This window comes from Paenibacillus sp. FSL R7-0189 (assembly GCF_037969925.1).
Classification (GTDB): Bacteria; Bacillota; Bacilli; order Paenibacillales; family Paenibacillaceae; genus Paenibacillus_AQ; species Paenibacillus_AQ odorifer.
Genome location: NZ_CP150223.1, coordinates 5,748,617 through 5,772,949, shown reverse-complemented (window position 1 = coordinate 5,772,949; position 24,333 = coordinate 5,748,617). Strand labels below are relative to the sequence as shown.

At 43.4% G+C, this 24,333-nt stretch carries 20 protein-coding genes; all 20 read left to right on the top strand.

What is annotated here, in order from left to right; genetic code table 11:
* Positions 1-42 precede the first annotated feature (42 nt).
* The 20 genes from MKY63_RS25335 (at position 43) to MKY63_RS25240 (ending at position 23,992) form a co-directional block, all read left to right on the top strand.
* Complete coding sequence (locus MKY63_RS25335) at positions 43-984, top strand: hypothetical protein (RefSeq protein ID WP_036677055.1); 942 nt, start codon at positions 43-45, stop codon at positions 982-984.
* 108 nt (positions 985-1,092) lie between these two features.
* Positions 1,093-7,890, top strand: coding sequence for a stalk domain-containing protein (locus tag MKY63_RS25330; RefSeq protein ID WP_036677052.1), 6,798 nt, complete (start codon positions 1,093-1,095; stop codon positions 7,888-7,890).
* Between the two features lie 200 nt (positions 7,891-8,090).
* A complete protein-coding gene (locus MKY63_RS25325; RefSeq protein WP_036677049.1) occupies positions 8,091-8,768 on the top strand; it encodes a response regulator transcription factor in 678 nt (225 codons plus the stop codon).
* Positions 8,765-9,781 (top strand): HAMP domain-containing sensor histidine kinase, encoded by a 1,017-nt coding sequence (locus MKY63_RS25320; protein WP_036677047.1) that lies wholly within the window; start codon positions 8,765-8,767, stop codon positions 9,779-9,781. The genes MKY63_RS25325 and MKY63_RS25320 overlap by 4 nt, the downstream gene beginning before the upstream one ends.
* A gap of 87 nt (positions 9,782-9,868) precedes the next feature.
* On the top strand, positions 9,869-10,582 hold the full coding sequence (locus MKY63_RS25315) for an ATP-binding cassette domain-containing protein (RefSeq protein WP_036677045.1): 714 nt from the start codon (positions 9,869-9,871) through the stop codon (positions 10,580-10,582).
* Complete coding sequence (locus MKY63_RS25310) at positions 10,579-11,352, top strand: ABC transporter permease (protein ID WP_036677043.1); 774 nt, start codon at positions 10,579-10,581, stop codon at positions 11,350-11,352. The genes MKY63_RS25315 and MKY63_RS25310 overlap by 4 nt, the downstream gene beginning before the upstream one ends.
* Entirely contained in the window at positions 11,349-12,107 is a 759-nt protein-coding gene (locus MKY63_RS25305) for an ABC transporter permease (protein WP_036677041.1), read from the top strand. Before MKY63_RS25310 ends, MKY63_RS25305 begins: the two co-directional genes overlap by 4 nt.
* A gap of 295 nt (positions 12,108-12,402) precedes the next feature.
* A complete protein-coding gene (locus tag MKY63_RS25300) occupies positions 12,403-12,987 on the top strand; it encodes a TetR/AcrR family transcriptional regulator (RefSeq protein WP_232061372.1) in 585 nt (194 codons plus the stop codon).
* Positions 12,988-13,144: 157 nt separating this feature from the next.
* A complete protein-coding gene (locus MKY63_RS25295) occupies positions 13,145-14,014 on the top strand; it encodes an NAD(P)-dependent oxidoreductase (protein ID WP_036677038.1) in 870 nt (289 codons plus the stop codon).
* Positions 14,015-14,078: 64 nt separating this feature from the next.
* Entirely contained in the window at positions 14,079-15,131 is a 1,053-nt protein-coding gene (locus tag MKY63_RS25290; protein ID WP_036677037.1) for an LLM class flavin-dependent oxidoreductase, read from the top strand.
* Between the two features lie 60 nt (positions 15,132-15,191).
* Positions 15,192-16,133 (top strand): alpha/beta hydrolase, encoded by a 942-nt coding sequence (locus MKY63_RS25285; protein ID WP_036677034.1) that lies wholly within the window; start codon positions 15,192-15,194, stop codon positions 16,131-16,133.
* Positions 16,134-16,437: 304 nt separating this feature from the next.
* Positions 16,438-17,364 (top strand): ADP-ribosylglycohydrolase family protein, encoded by a 927-nt coding sequence (locus tag MKY63_RS25280; protein WP_036677031.1) that lies wholly within the window; start codon positions 16,438-16,440, stop codon positions 17,362-17,364.
* 44 nt (positions 17,365-17,408) lie between these two features.
* Positions 17,409-19,061, top strand: a complete 1,653-nt coding sequence (locus tag MKY63_RS25275) for a DUF6138 family protein (RefSeq protein ID WP_036677029.1) — start codon at positions 17,409-17,411, stop codon at positions 19,059-19,061.
* A gap of 62 nt (positions 19,062-19,123) precedes the next feature.
* Positions 19,124-19,432 (top strand): hypothetical protein, encoded by a 309-nt coding sequence (locus MKY63_RS25270; protein WP_036677026.1) that lies wholly within the window; start codon positions 19,124-19,126, stop codon positions 19,430-19,432.
* 81 nt (positions 19,433-19,513) lie between these two features.
* On the top strand, positions 19,514-19,918 hold the full coding sequence (locus tag MKY63_RS25265) for an NUDIX domain-containing protein (protein WP_051490973.1): 405 nt from the start codon (positions 19,514-19,516) through the stop codon (positions 19,916-19,918).
* A gap of 385 nt (positions 19,919-20,303) precedes the next feature.
* A complete protein-coding gene (gene pnuC, locus MKY63_RS25260) occupies positions 20,304-20,984 on the top strand; it encodes a nicotinamide riboside transporter PnuC (RefSeq protein ID WP_076213808.1) in 681 nt (226 codons plus the stop codon).
* Positions 20,981-22,189 carry an AAA family ATPase gene (locus MKY63_RS25255; RefSeq protein WP_339810198.1) on the top strand — a complete coding sequence of 403 codons (1,209 nt, stop codon included), beginning with the start codon at positions 20,981-20,983 and terminating at the stop codon, positions 22,187-22,189. Before pnuC ends, MKY63_RS25255 begins: the two co-directional genes overlap by 4 nt.
* 26 nt (positions 22,190-22,215) lie before the next feature.
* The gene (locus MKY63_RS25250; protein ID WP_076106699.1) at positions 22,216-23,103 is read left to right on the top strand and encodes an NUDIX domain-containing protein; all 888 of its coding nucleotides are present in this window, start codon (positions 22,216-22,218) and stop codon (positions 23,101-23,103) included.
* A gap of 2 nt (positions 23,104-23,105) precedes the next feature.
* Complete coding sequence (locus tag MKY63_RS25245; protein WP_076143617.1) at positions 23,106-23,681, top strand: NADAR family protein; 576 nt, start codon at positions 23,106-23,108, stop codon at positions 23,679-23,681.
* Between the two features lie 35 nt (positions 23,682-23,716).
* Positions 23,717-23,992, top strand: a complete 276-nt coding sequence (locus tag MKY63_RS25240) for a hypothetical protein (protein WP_036677015.1) — start codon at positions 23,717-23,719, stop codon at positions 23,990-23,992.
* The last annotated feature ends 341 nt before the right edge of the window (positions 23,993-24,333 follow it).

The following is a 24,333-nucleotide window of genomic DNA, read 5'->3' as shown; positions in this document are numbered from 1 at the left end:
CTTTCATGCAAAGCTAGGTTGAATATTGGAAAGGGGGCTGTCATGGGGATTACAAGACGAAAACCAACAGTGATTATCTTGTTTACCGCTCTGATTGTTCTTGCTTTACTCATGTTGGGCTTAACTAACAAAAAGGCGGAGCTGCCTGAAAACTGGATATTTACCGTAGATGGATATGCAGTAACAGAGGAAGAATTTCATTTCTATGTAACAGAGCAAAGAGCTGTAACAGCAGACTATTTCTTCAGAACTTATGGGGCTCAAGTAGATGAGGGCTTCTGGACACGTAAATACGGCAAAAATCATGAAACCCCCTCTGAATACGCCAAAAATTCTGCGATGACTGCATTGCTAAAAACCAAGCAGGAGCAATTTATTGCAGATGAGCGGGGGATCGCCCCTTATAAAAGCTTTGATGAGCTAGAATCCGACATGGATGATGAAAATGTTAAGCGAGCTAAGATGGATGATTCAGGAGAGACATACTATGGGCTGCCTCAGTTTGATTTATATCAATACATGCAATATTTAAGTGGCGCCCGTTGGCCGGATTTGGTAGAAACCCAGGTTAAGAAAACGAAAATGAGCAACGCGGAGTTACAAGTTGAGTATGCATCAAAAAGTGCGGAATATACTCGTGTTGCTGATAAATTAACGGCTGCGTTAGCGACAACGGGGCAGGCCAAGGAAGAGAAAGTGCTAAATCGTTTGGATATATCCAAAGAAGATACCGAGTCTCTTAAGTTCTGGGAGTCATTAGCTGCTGCTTCTGTAGGTGAGACAGTAATCGGTAAATATATGGACGAGGATGTCATTGCCACATTAATCACAAAACCGGAAATCACCAAGCTTAAACTGGAAGAAGTGAAAGATTCCATTATATACGAATGGGCGGAATCTGACTTGCGAGCGTTAATTACAAATACGAATAAATTGAAGATCGTGTATAACGGTAATCGATTCAGTGAATTAGTAGTGAACTAGAATAGTTAGTTTTTAAGTTTATAAAAATCTATGTCTATTGAGATTTCCATAGATACAGATTTTTTATAAAGTATAAATTTATTAATTTCAAAGGGAGGAAATTTTGGAATGATACGATCGAAATGGATGCAAAAAGCTTTGTCGATAGTTACGGCAACAACGTTGGCATTCCCTGGTCTGTTCGGCTTGGCGCCTTCATCTGAAGTATCAGCTGCGGGAGGGGGCGAATCTTTTGACTCCGTTGTACTAGAATTGACACAAGCCGCAGGTCAGGCAGGCAGGGTAAATCTTTCCTATAAAGGTTCGCCTTTAAGCAGTCTGGTTAAAGGACCGGTTATTGACGAGGTAAGTTATGATTCCAGCAATTCGCATCTTTTAACTGTTAATAATCAGGGTAACATTACTTTATCTAACGGTTATACATTTGCGTCGCCAGGTGCCCCGGGCGTCCCGGTGACAATCACGGCCACGGCAGGTTATTACCCTGACTCAGAAGTGTTATTCATGGAGGACTTCGAGAACAACGATGGTCCGATGACATCTATGAGCAAATTAGGCTCGTCATTCACGCTGTCCGATGCACAGTCCCGCTCTGGATTGAAAGCGATTACACCATCGGATGATACGAATAATGAAAAGGTAGCCCAGGACGTGGCATTGCCGGCTGGCAGCAATTATAAGATGACGGCATGGTATTTTGACCCGTATCCTAATGAGGAGAAGACTGCGACGGATAGAACGCAATTTGCTATTGTAGATGGCAAAAATGCCACCTTTGCCGGGACATTCTATCAAAGTTCAGAGGCTGATGTTATTCATAACCCGACGAAATATACTTGGGCTTATGAACCATCATCAGCGGGTACAGCAGGCAACCGTTGGAAAGATAGCGGGGCTTTACGTTCCACAGGCTGGCATAAATTCGAGTGGCTTATTACACCGAATGGTGCGACGTTACAAATAGACGGAACATTAATATCCGATTCAGCGCAAAGTGATATTTACAAAGCTATGAAGAGCGGTACAACCATTCAGCCTAAAATAGCTGGAGGATGGAATAGCCAGTCAGGGAACAAAGCTTATATTAAAAATAAACATCTAATTGACGATTTTTATGTTGTAAAAGATGTGGCTACAACAACAGGTACCAGAACATTAACAGTGAATTTGGTACCTCCCGGCGGATTGCCAAATTTAGAAATAATCACTCAGCCAACAAGGGCAGAAGTGAAACAAAGTGAAACAGCAACATTTAGCATTACGGCAACAGCCGCTGCTACTGCTTATCAATGGTATGTATCTGATGACGAGACTGGCTTGAGCGGGACAAAAGTCAGCGGAGCTGATAAGGCAGTATTAACACTTTCCAATGTGGACGCAGCTTCACAACAAGGCAATTTTTATTATTGCGAAGTCTCCTCGGCAGAGGGAGTTGTGGTGAAATCCCATGCTGTACCGTTGTTGATAACCACCAATACGCAGGTGAATGCACCAATTAATCCAACGCTTGACTCGGATACGGGTATTTATAATGGCGCTTCCAATTACGGCGATACCCTTGTAACACTGTTCAAAGACGGTGGACCTGTTGGTTATTATTTATCGAAAAATGGGGGGCCCGACCAGCCTAACAATCATGAAAGGCATCATGTTCTGCCCTATGCAAGGGCACTGGGAGTGGGCAACTACACTGTTACAGCTATTGTCATAAATAATGCGGGAGATATCAGTGAAGAAGTTGCAGCATCCGGAATATTGAAAATCGAGAAATTGCCTACACCGGCAAATGCCAGATGGAACGGCACATACGCTACATGGGATCGCGTCGCTAACGCATCTGCCTATTCGGTTCAACTCTTCAGTAATGGAGTGGTTAATGGAAGCCCGATTGCAGCGACAAGCAATGATACGGCTTTGTCTCCGACTTTAAACGATACCTTTAAAGTAAAGGCAAACGGCAACGCAACGTCACGATTCTTGGACTCTGATGAATCAGGGGAGAGTGCACAATATTCAGCGAACATTGCGCTAATTCGCCAGAACGATACATTACGGGCAGGAGATAGAACGCGGTTAATGGTTGACACAGCTGATGTGTTCGTTGCTGATAACATCAGCTTCAGTCCGGCGGATCAAGACAAGAATAAGATTGAAGTTGATGATGCCGGATTCGTGACGGTTAAGAAAGGTTATATTCCGACAGGGAACGAAGAAGTTACTGTACATGTGAGCGTTGATTACTTCAATAAGGCTGACACTAAATTTTACGATGGATTTGAAGGGGAGAAGAAATTTTCAAATGGTGCGAACGGATATATTCACAGCGATGTGATGTCCCGTACCGGAGGAAAGGCCGCGACATCAAGCGGCGCCGGTCAGGTGGCGACTGTTCCAGGTACCTATAATTACGCCCCTGCAACCGGTAAGACAACAATCGTTACTGCTTGGTACTATGATGATGGCAGAGCCGCTTCCAATGACCACGCTGTCTTTGGCTTAACCCCATCGTCCAATGAACATATCGCAATAAATTATGGCAATGGAGATGGTGACTGGACGGCAAATCTGACCAATTACGCAGTCAGACCCGGTTCATCCGGGAGATTCTATCCTGTAGATGTCAAGCGAAGTGAAGGCTGGCATAAATTTCAATGGTTCGTTACATCAACAGGAACAACCTATAAAATTGACGGACAAGACATTCAAAGGCAATCAACAGATGGCGGAAATTTTGATACCCTAGTTAAGAACAATATTTCCAAGATCGATGCATTGCAGCTTGCTACGAACTGGGGCAACAAGGCTGGAACGGTTAAGGATATACAGAACAGGCACTTTATCGATGACGTATATGTTATCGATAGTGGAATAACAGCCCAAACCGGAACATCTTCTATTACGCTAAAGCTTTTGCCCAAAGAGTATAGCCACTTGGAAGACAGCACATATGTTATGGGTCTGGACGACTATAATATCACCGTAAATCCTGATTTAGCAGATCTAGCTGGAGTGGAGATCGGCGCTGTAACACTGCAGCGGGATGTGGATTATACGGTTAGCGGTAATGTATTGAAAATTAACAAAGAATCATTCGCAAGAAATAATATCGTGCCGGGGAAATATACCGTTAGACTTGATCTGTATCCTGCCGAAATCACATTCGAGTTGAACATTGTACCCCTTGAAGTCCGTGATTATTATTTCTCCAATAACGGTGACGATCATGCAGATGGACGCACACCGGCTACAGCATGGAAATCAATCTCCAAAATTAATGAATATGTATTTATGCCAGGTTCAACCATTTATCTGGATGCGAATAGCGTATGGAATGAACAAATCAGACTGCGTGGCAATGGTGAGGAAGGAAATCCGATTACGCTTACAAAATATAATACGACCGACCCTAACAAACGCCCGGTAATTAATGGTGGAGGAACAGCGTCGAGCCCATCTGGCATTTCCTTAAACGGTACCATTGAGTTATATGACGTTAACTATTGGATTGTCAGTGGAATTGAAGTAACGAACATCGGCAATGCGGCAGGTGACGGCCGTTCCGGTATCGCTGTAATGTCACGGATTTCCAAGCTGGGACAAGGACAGTTTAATATTCAAGATTATGCTGATGCTCGTATGCAAGGAATCGTCATTCGAGATAACTATGTTCATGATGTTAATGGGCTGCACCAAGCAAATGGAGCAAGTAAGGTATCCGGCGGCATCATTATTAATGGTTATGTAGATATATTGGTTGAAGGCAACAAAACCCTTCGTTGTGATAACGAAGGTATTCGCAATAATGCCTACGGGCCAAGCAATCCAGGGACTAATAACACAGGTATTACTTGGAGTAACTCAAGCTATCCTTGGGCATCCAACGCTGTGTTTAGAAACAACTGGGTTTCTAGTTCGGTTGGAGATGGCATTGTCATGTCCGGCGGGAACAACTCCCTTGTGGAACGAAATGTGGTCACAGACAACGGTTATAGCTATTTAAGCGATAAGAGCGGCAATCTGGTTACGAACTGGGGTCCAAATAATACAACACCAACATATCTAGGTTCGCAAAACTATGCAGCAGCGTGGATTATGGCAAGTAAAGGCACCATCTTCCGCTATAATGAAGCTGTGGATAACCCTTATCATGCAAGTAATGACGGTATGGCTTGGGACATTGACAACTATTGTCAGGACAATGTGTATGAATACAATTACAGCCGAAATAACTATGGTGGTTGGTACTTACAGATGAACGCTGCCAAGGGCAATATCGTTCGCTATAATATTAGCGTGAACGACGGCCGCAGCCCGGATTTTAACAAGAGTTTTAACAGTCTAATATTGCTTGCAGGAGGTTCTTCAACGAGCGAGGAATTAAGTGGCTTATACTATAACAATGTTATCGTCACACCATTGAAGAATAGCAGTTCGTTAGTATTTGACCCGACAGCCTCCAACTTGCACATTTATTTCCAAAATAATATATTTGCCTACACTGGGGCAAACAACCAGGTTGGTCTGAAAGGCGGGGGAACATCAGCTCCATTTGCAACCGGACGGTTTACAAACAACATTGTATATCCGGCTAATCTTTTTGGTAGCATGAACGCAGGTGGTGGCGGGTATCTAGGTGCAGGCGTAACAGCAACAGACAACCGCTATGTAACGGAAGAGGAACTAAATTCTATATTAAATGATTATAAATCTGCTCCGGAACATTGGATTACCAACAGCGGAACAGCGGATGCCAAACTTGATTATAGTGCGATGAACGGGTTCCGTCTTGCTGACGGTAATAACCTGGCCTATGGTGCAGGTGCTGAGATTGTAAGCCCATATGTGGATCGCGCGAACGCTCTGCCTCATATGACGGAGAGAACAGACTTCTTTGGCAATCCACTTAGCGGCAGAACGCCTTCCATCGGCGCACACAACCCTTATGCGGTAACTTTTGATTCCAATGGTGGCAGCGAAGTTGCGATGAAGTTCGCTGATCTGGGCGAGACAATTACCGAGCCAACAGCGCCGACAAAAGAAGAAACTGTTTTCGGCGGTTGGTATCAAGATGCAGGATTAAACGATGCCTGGGATTTCGTTGCTGATCCTGTTACAAGGGATATTGGATTATATGCGAAATGGGTTGAAGACGCAGGTACGGCACCAACGATTACGACGAATTCGCTTGCGGATGGCAAGGTCGGACAACCTTATTCGGCAGTTCTTACGACTGAAGGCGATAAGCCTATCAAATGGGCCGTTGTAGAGGGACAATTACCATCAGGATTGAGCTTGGATGAAGGTGCAGGTGTTATCTCTGGTACACCGGATCAGTGGGGTCAATTTACGTTCAAAGTTCAAGCAAATAATGACGCAGGCAGTGACACAAAACCGTTCAATATAGTGATCACTAAAGATGTCTCAGTTGACACAGCTCCGGGGATTATCACTAAGAATTTGCCAAGCGGAAAAGTTGGACAACCGTATACGGTAACACTAGCGGTATATGGCAGCGAACCGATTACTTGGAAGGTCCAGGGAGGAGATTTGCCAGTAGATTTGAACCTAGATGAAGCAACAGGCGTTATTTCGGGTACACCTCAAGAGACAGGATATTACGAATTCACGGTTGCAGCAACGAATGACTTTGGTATAGATGAGCGAGTATTGAGCATCGAGATTAAAGAGGATAAGCCAGTTGTTACAGCTCCGGAGATTATCACTAAGAATTTGCCAAACGGCAAAGTTGGACAACCGTATACGGTAACATTAGCAGTATACGGCGACGAACCGATTACTTGGACAGTAAGCGATAATTATTTACCTTTTGGGTTGAATTTAGAAGGAGCTACGGGTGTTATTTCAGGCGTGCCTACTGAAGCGGGAACTTACAAATTCAATATTACGGCTTCCAATCATGCTGGCATGGATACGATAGAGTTAACTATTGTAATTACTACAAATGACAGTGGTGGCAATAATGGCAATAACAATGGCGGCAATTCAAATGGCCACAGCAGTACGCCGACTCCTTCGCCAGAGTTATCAGTAGCGGAGCGTATTGATGCTACAATCAAAGAGAAGCTGAAGAAGGGCAATTCCATTGAATTGACGATGTCAGCCGGAAAAGATGAGCTTGAGATTCAAAGCGATACGATCGGTGCGATTATTAAAGCTGACAAACCGCTAATCGTTACGAATGACACCTTATCTGTTGAATTGTCCGCTGAATTGTTGAAGCAATTGAATACAGGAAAGCGGATGAAGGTTGTTATTAAACCTGTAGATGAAAGAGACGGAGCTATAGGGCGGGGATATGAATTGAAGATCTTCGCGGATGGCCGGGAAGTAACGGATTATACAGGGCTTATACCCGTAATCTTCGATCTGTCAAAAGAGAAGTTGTCGACAAACGATCTTAGCATGTTATGCGGTGTCATGCTTCGATTGAACGGTAATATGGAACGTTTAGGCGGCAACTATGACCATGAGACAGGTAAATTTACCTTCAAGGCAAAAGGACTAGGCTATATCTTCGTTACAACCAAGCCTGAACCTGTGAAATTGGAATTCACTTTAGGGAAGACAGGGTATAAATTAAACGGAATCGAAATGAGTATGGATGTTGCTTCGATGGTAGTTAAAGGCAGAACGTTAGTGCCACTGCGCTTCGTTGCTGAGAGCTTAGGAGCAAATGTAAGCTGGGATAACGTTACGAAAACCGTAATGATTACCTTGAAAGGTCAGACTTTGTCGATTAAGATCGGTGAACTTGCACCAGGAATGGATGTAGCAGCTGAACTTGTAAACGGTCGTACTATGCTCCCATTACGTTTCATTGCTGAGTATTTTGGTGCAAATATATTCTTCGATAATACTTCGAAATCTATTAGTATCATGAAGTAGTATTCCTAAAATTAGCAGCTACGCACGAAACCCTCTAACATGCACTGTATGTTAGAGGGTTTTCTAGTGTGCGCCAGGCATGGACGATAACTTGAAAGTGAAAGTCCGCACGAACTATATAATTGTCTTAACTGGAAACAATTCTTTAGATTGTGTTAATCTGTCTAATAGTGAACTCGATTTAGAGAGAGGGAAGTTACTTGAAAAGAAACGTGTTATATATTGAAGATAATGAGAAGATAGGCAGTTGGGTAAAGGAAGAATTGGAACAACGAGGATTTTCAGTACAATGGCTACTTTCTGGTGAAGGAGCTGAAAAAGAAGTGAATCAGCATGAAATCGTTATTTTGGATATCATGTTACCCGGTTTAGATGGATTTACTGTGGGAAAACGATTAAAAAAGGCAGCTCCTGTTGTTCCAATTTTGTTGTTAACTGCTCGAACATCGATAGATGATAAGGTAGAAGGGTTACAATTTGCTGATGACTATTTAACGAAACCATTCCATACGGATGAATTAGTTGCTAGATTAGAAGTATTAATCCGTCGAAAGGGCGGAACACATTCCGAACGTATTTCATTAGGGAAATATATTGAAGTAGATCCAGAAGTTCAAATGGTATTTGACAAACACACAGGAGAAGAAATTATATTGACAGGGAAACAACATCATATTTTAATGTACTTCTTACGCCATCCTAATCAAGTTTTACCAAAAGAACAAATCTATGAAGCCATCTGGGAAGAAGCTTATATAACAGGTGATAAAACATTAATGGTACATATCCATCGACTGCGTCAAAAGCTGGAACGTCATCCAGACTCCCCAGAGATTATTGAAACGTTGAAGGGAATAGGCTATCGGGTGAAACTATGAAACAGACTAAATCATTATTTCGTCGTTTTCTAAAAGGACATTTTCTATTTATCTTTTTACCTCCGATCATACTTATTTTCTTATCTGCGTTCATTGAGTCTCCTTTTAATGAAGAAGAGCTGAATAAGTTAAATTATTTTTACGTTGTACTTCTTTTGTTTGGTTTTATTATTGTCGCATTTGTGGTAATCTCTTGGATTTTCTTCTTGAGACTTCGTAAACGTCTTAACCGCTTACAGGATGTCATGTCATTTTCCGCTAATCATAATTCATTTCCTAAACCAATAGTTGTTCAAAGTGATCGTATGGATGAAATAGACCAGTTAGGCAGTTCTTTTAATTGGATGATTCAACAGCTTGAAGACAGTCGCAAGCGAGAACATGAAGAGGAATTGTTACGACATCGACTCATCGCGAATTTATCTCACGACTTACGAACACCGCTTACCATTTTGAGAGGACATGTCACCCGATTAAATAAAGAATCATTGAGTCTAGAAGGACAAAACTCATTATCAGAGATGAACCATACGATTACTAGAGTCGGAGATCTAATGGATGATTTACTTTCCTATACATTGCTTACATCAGGAAAACATCCTTTTGAGCCCATTTCAACAGATATTGGACGTTTAGTAAGAGCATCTGTTGCTGCGTGGTATCCTGTATTTGAAGAAAAAGAAATCCAGATCGAGGTTGATTTACCGACAGAGGCGACTTTTTATTGGGAAGTAGATCCTAAATGGATGACACGGGTTCTTGATAATTTATTTCAGAATATTCTTCGACATGCAGCAGAGGGGAAATATGTAAGCATTGGGGTTGATGTAGAAAAAGAACAGATCATTGTTGCAGACAGAGGTCCAGGTATGGATAACTCTTCCTATGAGCGTGGGGCGGGGATTGGTTTATCGACTTCAAATTATATGTTAAAAAAAATGAAACTGAAAGCTGACTTTACATCAAATGAAGATGGCACAAGAGTAGCTATTGGTAGAGAGAGCTTAACCTAAAGTTAACCCAGAAGTAAATAGCAGGATAACCGAGATGTAACTTTGCTTCTTTATAATTAGAACCATAACAGAAGGGAAGTGTTATGGTTGCTTACAATTAATAACTTAGTCAAACATCGCGGAACTGTGGAAATCTTATCAGGTATCAGTTTTAAAGCTAGACCTGGTAGAGTAACTGGTTTTTTAGGTCCAAATGGGGCAGGTAAAAGCTCTACGCTTCGTATCCTGCTTGGGTTAGATCGTGCCACCTCAGGGAGTGCCCTAATCAATGGAAAGCCATTCGCAGAACTACATAATCCTCTAGCAACAGTAGGTGCTGCACTTGATGGATTTGGAGCTCATCGTATGCGAACAGGACGGGCACACTTGCGTTGGATTGCTCGTGCCGCAGGATTGTCTAACTCACGTGTCGAGGAAGTTTTGGAAATAGTAGGTCTTACTAATGCCGCTGGAAAAAGAGTTGGGAAGTATTCTCTTGGTATGGGGAGAAGACTTGGAATTGCAGCTGCGCTGCTTGGTGATCCAAAAATATTGATTTTAGATGAGCCTGTAAACGGGCTCGACCCAGAAGGAATTCGTTGGATTCGGACATTTTTACGTGAACGTGCTAAGTCTGGAAATACGGTGTTATTATCCAGTCATCTAATGGGAGAGCTTGCAGAGACCGTTGATGATGTGGTGATTATTAAGCATGGAACCATCGTTGCAGATGGAACTTTGGAAGAAGTAATAGGTAACTATTCCACGCTGGAGGAAGCCTTTTTTGCCCTGACATCTGAAAATGCAGGTGATGTTGTATGAGGGCATTCAACGCGGAACTATCTAAATTGATCTCCCTGCCAGGCATTTGGCTAGCCTTACTTATTGGAGCATTTGCTCCGGCGGCCATTGCTGCTTTGGACAGCATAGCACAAAAAGAGGAGATTATAGCTGGAGTTAGCACACGGCTATCGGAAGTTGGCTATATCGGGTTAGCTCTTGGTGTGCAAGGTGTTATTATTCTTGGTGTGCTAGCTGTTAGCAGTGAGTATTTGACAGAGAGCAGTGAATCTGGTGGAGGACAACAGATTACAACGAGTTTAACTGTTGTTTCATCCCGAATTCATTTTTTGCTGGCAAAAGCAGGTGCTGTGACTGTGATCAGCATACTGCTTTGTATTGCTGCTATTATGACAACTGTGTCAGCAACGCATCTTATTCTTGGTGAATATGCCCCTGCATTTGAATGGTCCAGACTTATCGGTGCAGTTTGTTACTGGACATTTACTGCTCTTCTAGCACTTGGGATTACTTTTCTAACTAAGAATGGCATCATCCCGCTTGCTGTGCTCATAATAAATTCATCCGTTGTATCATTTAGTGTCCTGTTGTATAGGGTTACAAAGTTGGCGTTTTACTTACCAGATAGGGCTGGCGCTGAAATGTTTATGTTTACGGACAACACGTCCACAGGCAGTTTATTCGACGGGTTTCACACCCCCTTCACAGGCGGTTTAGTCATGTTTGCCTGGGTAGTCGTTGTTTTCATTGTTGCAGCTATTGTATTCCATAGGAGGGACGTTGCAGCATGAGTGTCTCATCTAGTAGAAAGATAACACAAATCCTTGGTGCTGAACTGGATAAATTAGTTACATTACCATTGATAGGGCTCACTCTTATGGTTACATTCATACTTAATTTAGGTTTAGCCGCAGCTTTTACTTCTGTTGATCTACAAGAGGCAGCAGGAACGCAAAATATACTGAATACAGGACTTTCTTCTATGGGATATCTTCAAGCAGGGTTTATTATTCTTGGTATATTAACTACTTGTTCGGAGTATACAGGGGGACAGATTCGAACTACTTTAACTACGATACCTTGGCGAGGGTTTCAATTATCCACGAAGTATTTGGCCTTGGCCATTATAACCATTCCTGCGGCGTCTATTACTACTGCATCAGGTGTGCTATATACCTTTATCATGATGAAAGACACAGCAGTAGTGATTGAAATAGACGAAATGATAAAATCATTAGCAGGTGCAACAGGCTATCTAACTTTAACCACACTTCTCAGTGCAGCTATAGGTGCTTTATTAAGACGAACTACTCCTGCTTTAGTGGTACTGCTTGGCTATTACTTCATTGTCAGTCCATTGTCGAAAGATTTTCTACACAATACTAAATATTTTTTTCCAGATACAGCAGGTTATTATATGTTTATGCCGCCTTCCTCCGATGAAATAAATGTCCTTACACCAATGGAAGGGACAGGTATTTCCATGTTATGGACACTGGTCTTTATTACAGCAGCCATTGTATTTTACCGTAAACGAGATGCCTAACTCTGAACTAGCTGATATGATCATTTAACTAGATCAATATGCAACAAACATTAATGTTTGAATAAAAGATGTTTTTGAGCAATTCAATGAATAAGTATTTCATCTAAGAACGGACACCAATATGAGTGTCCGTTTATTTTATAAATCAAAAGAATAGTCTGGATTAATGACATTGCCTAGGAGTTTTAATAATAGAAAATAAACGTACAAATATCGCAAAGAATCATGAGCGAAAGTTCTGCTCACTTTTTTCTGGACTGATCAGTTCAGATATGTTATATTTCAATGACGGGAGGTGTTACTTATCGCTAGGACAAAAGAATTTAACAAAGATCAAGCGCTGCATCAAGCCATGCTGTTGTTTTGGAAAAAAGGATACGAAGCGGCTAGCATACCAGATTTACTAGAAGTGATGGGCATTAGCAGATCCAGCCTTTACGATACGTTTTCCGACAAGCAAACCTTGTATACAGATGCCCTTGAGCATTATAAAAAGGGGAATTTCAATAAGCAGGCTATTCTTGAACAGGCATCAAGCGTTAGAGATGGAATTCTTCAATTTTTTGAGTATCACATTGCTTCAGCATACGATACCAGCCTGCCGGGCGGATGTTTTGTTACGAATGTAGCTACAACATTGGAGTCGCCAGATGAAAAAATTAATGAGTTGATAAAGACTAGTTTTTTGGAATTAGAGCAAGCTTTTTGTGACCTTTTAGAAAAGGGCCAGCAACGGGGAGAAATTGATAAAACGACTGATATCAAAGTGTTATCTTATTTATTGCTGAATTTACATCAAAGCATAAATATTATGGCCAAAGCAGATCAGCACCCGGAACGTGCAAAAGAGATGATTAGCTTTGTAATTGCAGGAATCTAATTTTTTTTAATTATTTTGGAACGATCGTTCCGTCATCATGTTTCCCATATTATGAAGGTGATAATTGAAGAGTATATGTTAGACTATATTTTTTTTGATTATTTCGGAACAATCATTCCGTTATTCAGAATTCCATCAAAATAAGGAGAGGTGTCTAATGAAAGTATCGTTTATTGGGCTTGGAAATATGGGGCTCCCAATGGCCCAAAATCTATTGAAAGCGGGTTATGAATTAGTCATCTTTAATCGGACCCCTGAAAAAGTTGAACCCTTAATGAAACAGGGAGCACGATATGCCAAAACACCGCTAGAGGCAGTGAAAGAAAGCAATCTTGTAATTACCATGCTTTCTGATGATGCTGCTTTGAAGGAGGTCGTCGAGGGACCGAATGGTGTACTGAATGGATTATCGGAAAATGGAATTCACATATCTGCCAGTACAATCAGCGTAGATCTGGCTCGAAAATTATCCGTCTCGCATGCGGAGCGAAAGCAACACTTTGTGTCTGCCACGGTGATGGGGCGCCCAGATGCCGCTAAAGAAGCTAAATTGCGTATTATTTTAGCTGGTCCGGAACAAGCAAGACAACGGGTACTTCCCGTTTTAACAGCAATGAGTCAAGAGATAGTAGAGATTGGGGATCACGGCGAAGAAGGGAACGTTGTAAAAATTGGCGTTAACTTTCTAATTGCTTCAATGCTGGAAGCTTTGTCGGAAGTGCAGCTAATGGTAGAAAAGCACGGTATTGATTCGTCCCAATTTATGAATGTTGTAAATGCTCTTTTTCAGTCTCCAATATATCAGAACTATGGAGCGATCATGAGCGAACAGCGCTTTGAACCGGCCGGTTTTAAAATGAAGCTTGGGTTAAAAGATGTTGCATTGGCTATTGAGGCAGCGAAGTCCGTTCAAACTCCTCTACCTTTAGGTCAGCTTATCCACCATCACTTGTCTGAAGGAATTGCCAATGGTTATGGTGAGTTGGATTGGACGGCTTTAATCCGTTGTCTTGAGCATTCTTCTTAAGAAATTGGGTTGTCACCGATGATGTCGGACAAATTGCAAGAGAAAATATAAGGAGAGATTAACTATGGAAATAGGTGTTACTTCGTTCATAGAAACAAAGCCAGATACTGAGACCGGAGTTGTGATGAGTCACGCACAACGATTACGTGAAGTCGTCGAAGAAATCGTCCTTGCGGATCAGGTAGGACTAGATGTGTTTGGCATAGGTGAACATCATCGTGAAGATTATGCAGCTTCATCACCAGCAGTGGTGTTATCTGCTGCGGCCCCCCTAACAAAGCGGATTCGATTGACGAGTGCTGTGACGGTCCTTTCATCAGCTGATCCTGTCCGTGTGTTTCAGGATTTTGCCACGCTGGACGGCTTATCCAATGGACGTGCCGAGATTATAGCGGGCCGGGGTTCCTTTGTTGAATCTTTTCCGCTTTTTGGTTATGACCTGCATGACTATGAGGATTTATTTAATGAAAACATTGAGCTGCTTCTGAAAATACGGGAATCTGAGAAAGTAACATGGAGTGGAGGACATCGATCAGCGATAAATAATCTGGGTGTATACCCGCGCCCTGTTCAGCACTCTTTACCCGTATGGATTGGTAGCGGCGGTACTCAGGAGTCTGCCGTACGTGCAGGACTTCTGGGTCTGCCATTAGTCCTGGCGATTATCGGTGGAAACCCAACCAATTTTGCGCCGCTTGTACAACTGTATAAAAAGGCGGCAGCTCATGCCGGACATGATGTTTCGCGGCTTCAGGTAGGTTCACATTCCATTGGATTTGTTGCAGAAGATACGGAACAGGCGGCAGAACTCTTTTTTCCGTCTACCCAGTACGGTATGAATAAGCTCGGTAAAGAACGGGGGTGGGCGTACTATGATCGTTCCAGCTATGATGCTGCCCGACGCTTTGATGGTGCGCTGTATGTAGGGGATCCGGAAACAGTCGCCCAAAAAATTATCCATCTGCGTAAGCATGTAGGGATTACACGATTCATGATGTATGTTCCCTTAAGTACGATGCCGCATGAGTTGGTTATGCGGGCTATAGAACTGCTCGGTACAGAGGTTGCGCCGCGAGTACGAGAGGAAATTGCCAAGTGGGAAGCTCAAATGGGATAAGGATTATCTATGAATAAAACGTAAACGAACGAATTCATTATTTTATTTGGAGGGATTATCATGAGTAATGAAACACGTATACTACCAGAATTAAGAGAGGTTTATTCACAATTTCCTGGGTTTGAATTGGAGAAGAATTTAGAGTGGAGCAGGAGCTTAGTGTCAGCTGCATCCGTGAAAGGATCAGAGCATGTAAACACAACCAGTCGCAAAATCCCGAGGGATGGAGGCGAGATGCTGGTGAAAATTTATGAACCTGCCGGGCGAACGAATGACTTGTTACCTGCCATGCTATGGATTCACGGGGGCGGATACGTGTTAGGACATCCGGATATGGACGACGAATTATGCGAACGTTTTGTTCAGACAGCTGAATGTATTGTCGTATCGGTTGATTATAGGCTTGCTCCCGAGCATCCTTATCCGGCGGCGATCGAAGATTGTTATGCTGGATTGGTATGGATGACGGAGGAGGCAGCCTTGCTTGGCATTGATGTGAATCGGGTTGCAATTGCCGGTGCTAGCGGTGGCGGCGGACTGACAGCAGCGCTCGCGCTGATGGCGCGTGATAAAGGAGGACCATCTCTTATTTTCCAAATGCCATTATATCCGATGCTTGACAACCGTAACATCACACCGTCCAGTCATGAGATCACAGAAGCAGGCGCAATCTGGAACCGAACAGACAACATAGCAGCTTGGAACATGTACCTGGGCGAGGAGAGCGTTGGCAGAGGAGAATCTACTTATGCAGTACCCTCGAGAGCGGAGAACTTGGCAGGTTTGCCGCCAGCCTATACTTGTATAGGTCAGCTCGATCTATTCCGAGACGAGACAATGGAGTATGTGGCACGACTTGCACAAGCAGGTGTAGATGTTGAATTCCACCTGTATCCTGGTTGTTTTCACCTTTTCGAAATTTTCGCTCCAGAAACAGAAGTGAGTCAGCGCGCTGTTCAGGGCTATATGGATGCGATGGCCCGGGCACTTCACCCTAACTAATTACTGGGACTAAAGTAAATTGCGAATACGCAGAAAAACTTGATTGGTTATTTAAGTAGAGACACGTAATTATTCGGGAAAGATTCATAAAAAAGATGAGGTTGTTGATTTTTAAAAACAGCCTCATCTTTTGTTATGTATTGATTTCAAAATAGGCTTAGATTACTATCGTATTGTTCATTGGAAGCTTATTTTTTCAATTTTTATTTAGATGATGCAAAACAGTTTAAATATTGATAGGGTAGGCTTATATATTTGTAGGCAACTTGATCCAAATTATATCTAGTGATAAGGAGAATACAACATGTGGGATAAAATTAAGGGTGGGCTTTACGGCTTATTGATTGGAGATGCTCTTGGTGTCCCCTATGAATTCAGATCAGCGGAGCAGCTCCCACCTCTGAAGCATATTGAGTTTACTCCTCCTGTGGGCTTTCAGCCCACCTACCGAGATGTCCCTGCAGGCACCTGGTCGGATGATGGTGCGCAGGCACTATGTCTGCTGGAGAGTCTGATCGATAAAGGTACACTGGAGCTAACTGATTTTGCAGACAAATTGGTCGATTGGTATCACGAAGGTAGATGGGCAGTAGCCCAACAAGTTTTTGATATTGGGATACAAACCAGTCGTACGCTGACTACTTATTACCATGGAATGTCCCCTTACGAGAGTGGCAATACGGTTCCTGATGGGAAAGGGAATGGAGCGCTGATGCGCGTGCTACCACTTGCCTTGTGGCATAAAGGAACAGACGAGCAGCTCGTTCAAAACGCACATACTCAATGCCTTGTAACTCATGGACATATCTGTAATCAGGTATGTTGTGCCTTGTATGTGTTAATTGCACGTGAACTGTTGCAAAAGCAAGACTTCAATCTGTGCTACCGAACTGCTCTTAGCAAGCTTCGAAAGATCTACCAGCAGATGCCTGAGCATGAACGGGAGCTTGAAGAGAACATTCAGCCTGATAAAGTATTCTATGGCGAAGGATCTGGTTATGTCGTGGATTCCTTGTTCAGTGCATGTATGATCCTCCAAACCTGCACTTCCTACGAAAATGCCGTCAAACGAGCAGTTGCCTTAGGCAACGACACGGATACAACGGCCTGTATCACAGGCGGTCTTGCCGGAATCCGATATGGCTATGAGCATATCCCTCAGCGCTGGATCAACCAGCTGCGAGAGACAGATCTGGTTGATCAACTGCTGCTCCGTCTTCAATCTGCATGAGGAGTACTAAGTTCTATTAGCATTAACTATGAGGAGGAGTGGGAATGAACGCAGCAGTACAGAGGTTTTTAAACGATGTGTGGAGCGAGATGATGACCATATATAACAAAGAGACTATAAGAATAAATGAATTCATAGGCAATCGTCAGCTTCAGGCTGGGATAAAGGATTATCTCCAAGTAGCTTGGCGTGAAGGAAAAATACATATTGATGTTGAAGAACCGCTTGATTGGACGGACAGCTCTTATGAAATCGAAGCAGGTCCTTATATCGCCGAGCTCACGGATGAATTAATTAGATCTGAACTTTACCCGGCATTATGCAAGAGAGTGGAGGAGCTTTTTTTATCAGATAAACTAGGTCCTCGTTTTTTTGATTACCGATTCCAGATCGTACTTTCCTTTGAAATGGAGGACGAAGACTTAACGCTTTGCGTGCATCTGGTAAACGAAGAGAAGCTGAACGAACTCCGCAAATCATTACAGAAGTTTATAACATCCAAAATCATGTCTGATCTTCCGGTATTGCCGAGTGTTGATGACCAGTTTTTCTTTTCTCATCACTTGATGAATCCTGATCTTTTGAAGCAGGAAGAGAATGCGGTTGGCCCATTAATAGAGCGTTTGTCCGACAAGCTCAGAAGTAATAGGGGACGCTTAGACGAATGGACTGGCCAGTATACTTCGGCTATGGATGATTGGATTCAGAATGTTTTTCTTCCTCGCCATTTTGTGCGTACAGGCAGCTTTAGAATGGATTGGATACCTAAAGAGAATATGGCGCTTATGGATCCGAATGCAGATCAACTTTCCTTTTTTGTATATACCGCTCTGCAAATTGGAAAAACGAAACCGGACATCCGGGAACAATATTTGAAACTTGCTGTCCAGCTTGGTTCAAAACGCGCAGCGGAGTATATTCAGGGGGGAAGCGGGAAATTCACTCCAGTATATAAAGGAACCCGTGTTGAAGTTGATAATAATGATGTAACCCAGAGCATTGAAATCCGGATTTTGACCGAGGAGGAAACAGCTTATGGAGAAGCATTAGATCACATTACCGAATTGCTGCAGCAAGGATTTCCGAAGGAATATTACCTGAAGCTTAAAAGCAAACAAAAGAACTATCTTCCTCTAAAAAAAATGGCTAAATCAGGTCTTCATCAGTTTTTTGCTGGTGCACTCGCATATCCGGCTCTATATCCTAAGCTAGCTGCGTATGCGAATATTGCTATGGAGCCCTTTGCGTGGTACAAGGACACAAATCCGGGTGAAAAGTCGGTCATGCCTGGTACCTATGCTGTACTCGGATTAGGATTGTATAGCAAGGAATATTTTTCACTCATCTCTCGTTATATGGAGATGGTAGATACGGAGCACCAAATGATACAAGACGGCTATGCGGAGGCCTTTATTGATGCGCACGGTGTAGAGGCTGAGCTTATACCAGTCCTAGTAGACATTCTGCTAGCAGGAAATGAGGAAGCAAGATCTGTCAAAAACTTCGTGATCGATCGGGCCGAGCTAGCAGAAGTGTTGCTTCAAGAGGTGTCGCCTAAAGAAATATATGAACGGGAGCAGGTTCTATACCGGATATTCGGAAGTCGAGCAAAGCTGGAAAAAGCCGTGAAGTCAGAGCAGACGGAGCATGAGCTTAGAGTTATTCTATCAGAGCTGCTGACTCTTATAAGTTGCTGATGCTATATAGAGATAAGTGAAGCTAGGATCTGAAATAGATCTTGGCTAAAGGAGGGACACAAATGAGTAACCTAACCTCTCAAAATTGCAATCTAAATATATGGTATTACCTATCAGATGAAGTCTGGGATAAAGTAACTAATATATATGAGAGTATGCCAGGTTGGATAGGATATAAAAATGGAATTCCTTATTGGTTCGGGCAGGAAGATGATGATATTTTTATTGTGGCCTCAGTAGAGCCAAGTGGATTATCATTTTATGCACAGATGAGTAATGGTGATTGGAATTCTTGGATAGAGAGATTTAAATTGGAAGCGACAAAAGTATTAGGATTTGATGTTGGTGAACCCGAAGACGGGTTTATCTGATGTAGTGCACAATTTAATTGTGGAGATGATTTCGTGTTTCAATATAATGTGTGTTTTTTAAAGAGTGACGACCGTATCTTAATGTTGAATCGTGAAAAACCACCAATTATGGGCGTGTGGAACGGTGTTGGCGGTAAAAATGAAGTAGGCGAAAATGCTGATGATGGTGCAAAACGTGAAGTATTAGAAGAAACGGGTATTAAAGTAAGCAAATACTATTCAAAAGGTATCATTACCTGGGATAAAAATGGCGAGGAAAAAGATGGATTGTATCTGTACTTATTCGAAGTAGATAAGAATTTAGGAAATCAGCCCATACAAATAACGAGAGAAGGTATTCTCGATTGGAAACAAATTGATTGGATATTGAACCCAAGTAATTTAGGAATTGCTGAAATGGTAGCTCAATATTTACCTGTTCTCTTAGAAAAAGAGGGTGATTATTTATTTAAGTATAAAGACGGAATAGTAAACCTTATAGAGTGAGAATTATAAAATACATACCTAAAAAAACAGTTCACCTATTGGTACGTTAGTTGAACAAGATTGGAGGAAACCCCTTTTATTAGGGGTTTTCTTTTATTTTCACACAATTAAAGTTAGTTCTGTTGAGAAGCCTTCTGGACTTCCAAACGCATACCTTACTGGCGAGGAGTTCAATTATCCCTAGAGCAAAGGGCTTATGCTTGATCCTATAACGAACCATTACAAATGAATAAGTACCTGTCTGTAGAAATAGGAAGAATTTACTTGCCCTTCGCAGGATTTTCTGTTATTTTTGATAGTAACAATATGTTATTAACAAAATGATACTAAGTAAAACTTATGTTTTTCACTCTATGAATGAGTCGAAAAAGCGGAGGGATGCAAGATGAAAAAGGTGGCGGGTAGCTGGAATCTGTTCGAAATTACGTGGTTGGTACTGTTTACCTCAATCGCTGTCGGGTTTACGGTGATAACAAAGGACTCTTTATTCGGATTTACGGTTTTTATTACTGGGGTGTTATGCGTGGTGCTTGCGGCGAAGGGCAACCTGATGAGCTATGTTTTCGGCATGTACAATACAGTCGGTTACGCTTATTTGGCCTATATTAACGGTTTGTTTGGAGAGGTTATGCTCAATCTGCTATTCTTCGTTCCAATGAATGTCATTGGCTTCTACATGTGGAAAAGTAATCGGCAAGAAGACGGTAGGCTGACCATGAGGCAGATGGATCTTAGAAGACTGCTCCTCGTTGGGATGGTCTGTGTAATCGGCTGCTTGCTCCTCGGATTTGGTCTTTCGTTCATTCCGGGACAGAACTCGCCTTACATCGATGCTACTACGACGGTGCTGTCTGTTGGGGCGACCTTCTTAATGGTTAGAAGATTCAAGGAACAATGGCTGGTCTATATCGTGCTAAATCTCTTTACGGTGCTATTGTGGGTGATTCGTATGCTGGAGGGTAGCGGAGAAGGCCTGCTGATGATCGTGATGTGGAGCGCGTATCTGGTCAACGCAGTATACGGGTACTATATTTGGAATAAAGGGGCTAAGGAGGTGGCGGCATGAAAACGCTTGGACTAACACTGGGGAAGTTTGCCCCGCTGCATAAAGGCCATCAGTTCATGATCGAGACGGCACTACAAGAAGTCGATGAATTGATCTTGGTCATTTACGAAACGACGGTCACCCCGATCCCGCTTCATGTCCGGGCAAATTGGATTCGCAGGCTCTATCCGGAAGTCCGGGTAATCGAGGCTTGGGACGGTCCGGACGGGTATTCGGATGACAGGGAGCATGAGATTCGGGAAGAACAGTATATACTCGGTTTGCTGAATGGAGAGCAAGTAACTGAATTGATCTTGGTCATTTACGAAACGACGGTCACCCCGATCCCGCTTCATGTCCGGGCAAATTGGATTCGCAGGCTCTATCCGGAAGTCCGGGTAATCGAGGCTTGGGACGGTCCGGACGGGTATTCGGATGACAGGGAGCATGAGATTCGGGAAGAACAGTATATACTCGGTTTGCTGAATGGAGAGCAAGTAACGCATTTTTACTCGAGCGAGTTCTACGGCAAACATATGAGTCTCTCTTTGGGTGCAATAGACCGGCGGGTGGATGAAGCCCGAGAGCGGGTTCCGATCTCAGCGACGATGGTCCGTTCCAATCCATATAAGTACAGGGAGTTCGTAAGTGATATCGTGTACCGGGATTTGATCACGAAAGTGGTGTTCGTTGGAGCGATGTCGACGGGGAAGTCGACGATCACCGAAGCGCTGGCACGGCGATATTGCACGACGTTCGCGAACGAATACGGACGCGATTATTGGACCGAACATCAGGTGGACCGCCGAATCGGCTTGGAAGCGTTCGATGAAATCGCGGTGGGTCATATCGAGCGCGAAGAACAGGCAATACTTGAGGCGAACCGGGTTCTGTTCGTCGATACCAATGCGATCACGACGTATATGTTCGCCCTGGATTACCACGGCCGGGCCCCTGAGCTGTTAACCCGGATCGCTCTTGAGAACGCGCAACGTTATGATCTGTTCTTCCTATGCGCTGACGATATTCCTTACGACGATACGTGGGACCGCAGTGGGGATCAGAAGCGGCATGTGTTTCATAAACAGATTATCGCGGATTTGAAGGAGCGGCGGATCCCCTATATTACGCTGCGGGGGAGCCTGGAGGAACGTATTCGCAAGGTTGATGAAGTGTTGGCAAAGTTCGAGCCCTACGGAAACTATTTCGGAGAGCTGAACGGTTAAATCAAATATAAAGGAGGCGTACCCACTTGGATTTGTTGGATAAGGATGGACTTATGGAACGCGAATTTTTGGAGCAATACAGAGCAGGGGATTACGAGCGGCCTTCAGTGACAACGGATATGGTTATTTTCACTGTGACGGAAGAGGATGCTGACAGTTATCGCAAACTGCCGGAAAAAGAGCTACGCGTCCTCCTTATTCGCCGGGGGGCTCACCCCTTCTTGGGCAAATGGGCTCTGCCTGGCGGTTTTGTCCGGCCGAATGAGACGACTGAGCAGGCAGCAGTAAGGGAACTATGCGAGGAAACCGGTGTGGAAGACATTTATCTGGAACAGCTTTATACGTTCAGTGATATCGGGCGCGACCCACGAACCTGGGTGATAAGCTGCAGCTATATGGCTCTGATCAACAGCGACAAGTTGGAGCTTAAGGCAGGAGATGATGCAGCAGACGCCGCCTGGTTCAAGGTATCCTATCGGCCGCTGCGGGAGCAAAAAGAGCTGATTGAGGACGGATACATCAAGACGCTGGAGTACGAACTCAAACTAAGCAGTGAAGAAGAAGAACTTTCGGCGGTCGTGGCAAGGACTATGACAGCGAAGACTACATCGACTGGCACGGATTATGAGATCGTATCGAATGACGGATTAGCCTTCGACCATGCGAAGATCATAGCATGCGCGATTGATCGGTTGCGGGGAAAAGTGAATTATACCGATATTGCACTGCACTTGATGCCGATGCTTTTTACCTTGACGGAACTGCAGCAGGTGTATGAGGTAATTATGGATAAAGAGCTGTTGAAGGCGGCCTTCCGGCGTAAAGTTGCAGATCTTGTAGTGGAGACCGATCATTATACCGAAAATGCGGGGCATAGGCCATCCCGCTTATATCGGAGAAATTTGGAGGGTTAACGATGATTTACAATATCGATGAGTTAAGAAAAGTATATAACGAAGGAAAAAAGTTCAAATTCGTATTTTTTTGGGGACATACACCGCCTAAGGGCGGGAGCGTCGATAAAAGCTGCTTCAGCCAATGGTGGATGTGCCCGTTCACGGTAGAGGGAACGCAGTACTCATGCGCCGAGCAGTTTATGATGGCCGAAAAGGCAAGGTTGTTCGGCGATGACGAAATGCTGGAGTCCATCCTTAAAGCTAAGCACCCAAAAGAGATGAAGGCTTTTGGACGTGCGGTCCAAAACTTTGACAAAGATATTTGGGATAAGGAATGTTACGGTATCGTCAAAAGAGCCAGCTTGGCTAAATTTTCGCAGAATCCGAAGCTTAACGATTATCTTAACTCGACGAAGAACCGCATCCTTGTGGAGGCTAGCCCGCGGGACCGTATTTGGGGGATCGGCATGGGTCAGTCCAATCCAGATGCAGAGAATCCCGTGAAATGGCGGGGTAGAAATCTGCTGGGGTTCGCACTGACGGAAGCGCGGGACGAGTTGCTGCGGAGTTCGATTTATACAAGATTAAGAAAATAGACATGATGAAATCAATGAAAGGATGAGGGAAGACCGTGAGATATACCGATTATATCCGCCTGAAAACAGGTAGATACCAATCTGTAGGAAAGTTTGGTGACAATATTTATGCATATGAGGTCCTAACGGGGGTAACCGACTCCCCGGAGTACCATCAAATATCTATGGCGGAATTCGATTCGTTTGAAACTTGGAGCCAAGAGTACATTTCCGATCTTAAAAAAATGTATGAAATCATTAACCGCCCCGTTATCTGCAGCGGCTACTTGGGGAGAGCGGAGCTTAATACTTCACTGCTTCGTGATATTTAGCTGTAAACTATATCTTCTGCTGAGATTATAGAATCGATTCTTCGGTCAGAGGACAAGAACATAGTCTCAATGGAAGCCGCGCTGGGCGCGGTTTTTTTTATTGGAACAAGTTCTTGTCTTTTGTTCAGGGCAAGAACTTGTGATTGCCGATTCGATGTTCTTCTAAATTTCTCGAAGCGGAAGCCCGCTGAAACGTTCATTTTTACGATATCTGTGTTTAAAGGTGGGGTTGATGCAACGATGACCGTTCATGAAAGCATCCTAGATAAGGATTCTATACATTTATTCGGCCCCTGTCCCCAATGTCACTTAATGATGATATACTTACCTCATGAATTATG